At 55.0% G+C, this 3,524-nt stretch carries 4 protein-coding genes; 2 read left to right on the top strand and 2 right to left on the bottom strand.

The features are described 5' to 3' along the window. Window positions 1-502: 502 nt before the first annotated feature. Window positions 503-1,132 carry a hypothetical protein gene (locus ACLQMU_RS04685; protein ID WP_422148215.1) on the bottom strand — a complete coding sequence of 210 codons (630 nt, stop codon included), beginning with the start codon at window positions 1,130-1,132 and terminating at the stop codon, window positions 503-505. A gap of 120 nt (window positions 1,133-1,252) precedes the next feature. After that, complete coding sequence (locus ACLQMU_RS04690) at window positions 1,253-2,065, bottom strand: class I SAM-dependent methyltransferase (RefSeq protein WP_422148216.1); 813 nt, start codon at window positions 2,063-2,065, stop codon at window positions 1,253-1,255. A 121-nt stretch (window positions 2,066-2,186) separates the two neighbouring features. On the opposite strand from ACLQMU_RS04690, the gene ACLQMU_RS04695 reads away from it, so the two are divergent. After that, window positions 2,187-3,314 (top strand): TIGR04084 family radical SAM/SPASM domain-containing protein, encoded by a 1,128-nt coding sequence (locus ACLQMU_RS04695; protein ID WP_422148217.1) that lies wholly within the window; start codon window positions 2,187-2,189, stop codon window positions 3,312-3,314. A 102-nt stretch (window positions 3,315-3,416) separates the two neighbouring features. Further along, the coding region (locus ACLQMU_RS04700; protein WP_422185780.1) for a CxxC-x17-CxxC domain-containing protein at window positions 3,417-3,524 on the top strand (108 nt) is incomplete at its 3' end.

The raw sequence follows: 3,524 nt of genomic DNA on the forward strand, positions 1-3,524 counted from the left end.
CCGGTCTTGTTGTGCTTCATCGGGGCTGCCCAGACATACCCGTCCTTCCCAATGAAGTACAGGAATCCCTTTTCGCGCTGGATCTTTTCCTTTCCAATTTTCTGTCCCATTTAAACACCTCAAAACCCCTTTTGGGTTTTGATAATGAAAGTTATCGCCTGATAATATAAAAGGTTTCCGTCGAAAGCACGTCGAAATATCAAATTTGGCCATATTTTTGCTGGTATTTTCGGCATTGTGACACATTAATAACTCCGATTAAAACGGCGAAAATATTGGCCGGTTTGAGTTTATCTGCTCAAATAAAGGCGCATCAGCCATTATACCTTCGGAAATGCTGCGGGGCGAAAACTGATGCCAGCGCAGAACCTGCCCGCCGGAAACCCGCAACCGTGCAGGCGGGGCATGCCAGTGTGCCACGGTACTCCCCGCCGGGAGAGGTACATTCCGTCCCGGAGCGGATATGCGGGTAACGGGGCAGGATAAGGAGATCATGTACGGTTTATATCAGCGTGATAAGCGGCTTTAGCATAGGTGGAGCAGTAGTGCTGACAATAGGCGGAAGCACATTGCCCGGCGGGGCAATTATCAGGGAAAACTGCTGGTAGGGTGCTGTGACATTGGCCGGGCAGACAAAAATTTCAAACTGTTCATTGGGATCAAGGATGTCATCTCCGTTCCCGCTTTTTGTGGAGAGCATATTGTACTTGCCCGCAATCGTCCAGCCCGGGCAGACCAGGGGACGCGAATCCTTTCTCGGGATCGTTTCTGCAATCCCACCAGAGATCCAGACAACGCGGACTTTGTCAAAATCGACACCCCCCATGCTCCCGATAAAGAGGGCGACGTTCATCTCGGCAGCACCCATGCTGCCGGGGTCCGGATGCGGGTACAGGACTGCTACGTCCGAAGGTGTACCATCCACTGCGGAAAAAACGGTCACCGGTCCGACATGCCGTAACAGGTTGCCGGAGTCACTTGCGAAGGTATGCAGCAGCCCTCCCTGGGACATGCTACCCGGGCTATGAGAGATGAGCCCCAGCGCGATATAAACCAGCAGGACGAACCCAAGGAGGATGAGAATAACTCCGAGCACGGTCAGCGCATCTTCCGTCTTTTTTCGCTTTTGCATCTGATCAGGTCCTTTTCCTGTCAACGAGCCGCCGGGGGCATTTCCGGGCCCGCCAGAGCGGTGCATAAGAATGAATTACAGGAAGACTGGTTATATGTTACGACATCTGCCACGCAGCGATCAGCATTTTCTCGCCTCAACTTCGAGCCTCATCATCGACACGTGAACGGTGCCATCAGGATCCGGTGGATATGCGGCAAGGTACTGGTCGGCAAGGGCATCAACAAACATACCCCGCTGTTCCTGTGGCACCCGCTCCAGGTAAGGGAGCCAGGTAGTGCGGAGCCAGCCGCTGAACCCTTCGCGGGCCGAAAATACCATATTTTTTGGGATCAATTCTACCCGGCCCGGCACGAGTCCGGCCGTTTCGAGCCACAAACGATACTCTTCAGGGGAGAAGAAACCGTACCGGAAGGAGAAGCCACAAAAGTACTGACTCCACCGGGTATCGGCAAGAAGGACGTCAAGCGCCGCAAAGACCTGCATTGCATTGTTTTTCCCGCCCATCTGGACAATCATCCGACCACCCTCTCGGAGCGCCCGCACAATCCCGGCAAGGACCGGGCCATGATCGTACACCCAGTGGAGTGCGGCGTTTGAAAAGACGAGATCGAATTCCCCGGAAAACCCGAGGTCCTGAGCGTCCCCCTCTGCAAACGACAGGTTGGGATACGCACCGTGCGGGAACTGTTCACACGCAAACCGGATCATCCCGGGCGAGAGATCCAGGCCAAGAACGGATCCTTCCGGCAGGCGTTCTGCGATTGCCGCAGTCACTGTACCGTCGCCGCACCCGATATCGAGTACCCGTTCGCAGCCGGACAGATCGATCTTCTGGATCAGCTCCCGTGCCCACTGCTTCTGTGTCGGGGAACTCCGGGCATAATCCGCAGCATCCCACCGGAATCCAGGTACCGTTTCACGCGCCGGCATGCATCGCCACCACCATAATGTATGGAGATCCGGCCTGATTAATACAGGCACTTCCGGCAAAACGGTGTACATGCCCGCAAATTTATCGTCCGCCAATCCCCATAATAACAGGAATCCGGACATGTACTTCCATATCATCCTCACTGATGACTGCAACCTCTGCTGCCGGTATTGCCGGGCAAAGGCGTTTGAGGAAGAGGATGCAAAAAGCCCTGAAACAGCACCGGTAGAGATTGACACGGATCTCCCACCGGACCTCAGTTACGATCCCGCACTGCTCTGCCGTTTCCTTGCACGGGACCCCGCCTCTGTCGTAACGTTCTATGGCGGCGAACCGCTCCTGCGCCCGGCTCTTCTCGAGCGGATCGTCAGGGAGGCCCCGGTACAGCGGTTCATGATGCAGACCAACGGCCTCCTGCTTGACCGGCTCACCCCCGATATCGTCAACAGTTTCTCGACAATCCTTGTCTCGCTGGACGGGCGTGAAGCCCTTACCGATGAAAACCGGGGTGCGGGTGTTTTTTCCCGGGTGATGGCAAACGTGAAAAAGATCCGGGCAAACGGCTATCGCGGCGAACTGATTGCCCGGATGACCGTGACCGAGCGTACCGATATTTTCGATGCCGTCCGGTACCTTGCCAAAAATCCGGAATACTCCTTTACCTCCATCCACTGGCAGATGGATGCAAACTTCACCCGGGATCTCTCCCGCCGCCGGTTTGCAGAATGGGTAACGAAAAGTTATAATCCCGGTATCCGTGCACTCGTCGCCGCATGGGTTGACGATATGGAACGGAACGGGCATGTCAGGTGCTGGTACCCTTTTATCGATCCCATGGAAGATCTCCTGTACGGGAGAGAGAGTCTCCTGCGGTGCGGTGCAGGGCATGCAAACTATGCGATCATGACTGACGGCCATATCACTCCCTGCCCGATTATGATCGGTATGAAACAGTATTATGCCGGCCATATCGCAGATGCAGACCCAAAAAACCTTCCCCGGTTCGCGGTGGGCGGCGTGTGCACGACATGCCATATAAGGACGTTCTGTGGAGGGCGATGCCTCTACTCGGCGATCGTGCAGCCCTGGAACCCTGCCGGCCGCCAGCTGGTATGCGGTACTGTGGAAAACCTGCACGACGCACTCATGGATGCACTCCCCCGGGTCCGGGCTCTGGTTGATGCCGGGTGCATCGGCCTTGCGGACTTTGCCCATGAAAAGTTCAACGGGTGCGAGATCATACCCTGACCCCGAAAAGACGGGTCGGGGGAAGGACTGATCAGATGCAGATGTATTTATACTCAATGATGTGATGAATATATGCAGATATAAAACTGCATGAGTAATACAATGGAAAGAAAAGGATTTGGCGGCCCGAGAAATTTCGGTCCCAGAGAAATGACAAAGACGGTCTGTTCAGACTGTGGAAAAGAGTGCGAAGTCCCCTTCAAGCCAACT

Origin of the sequence: Methanoregula sp., from assembly GCF_052325125.1 — an archaeon.
In the GTDB taxonomy this organism is placed as follows: Archaea; Halobacteriota; Methanomicrobia; order Methanomicrobiales; family Methanospirillaceae; genus Methanoregula.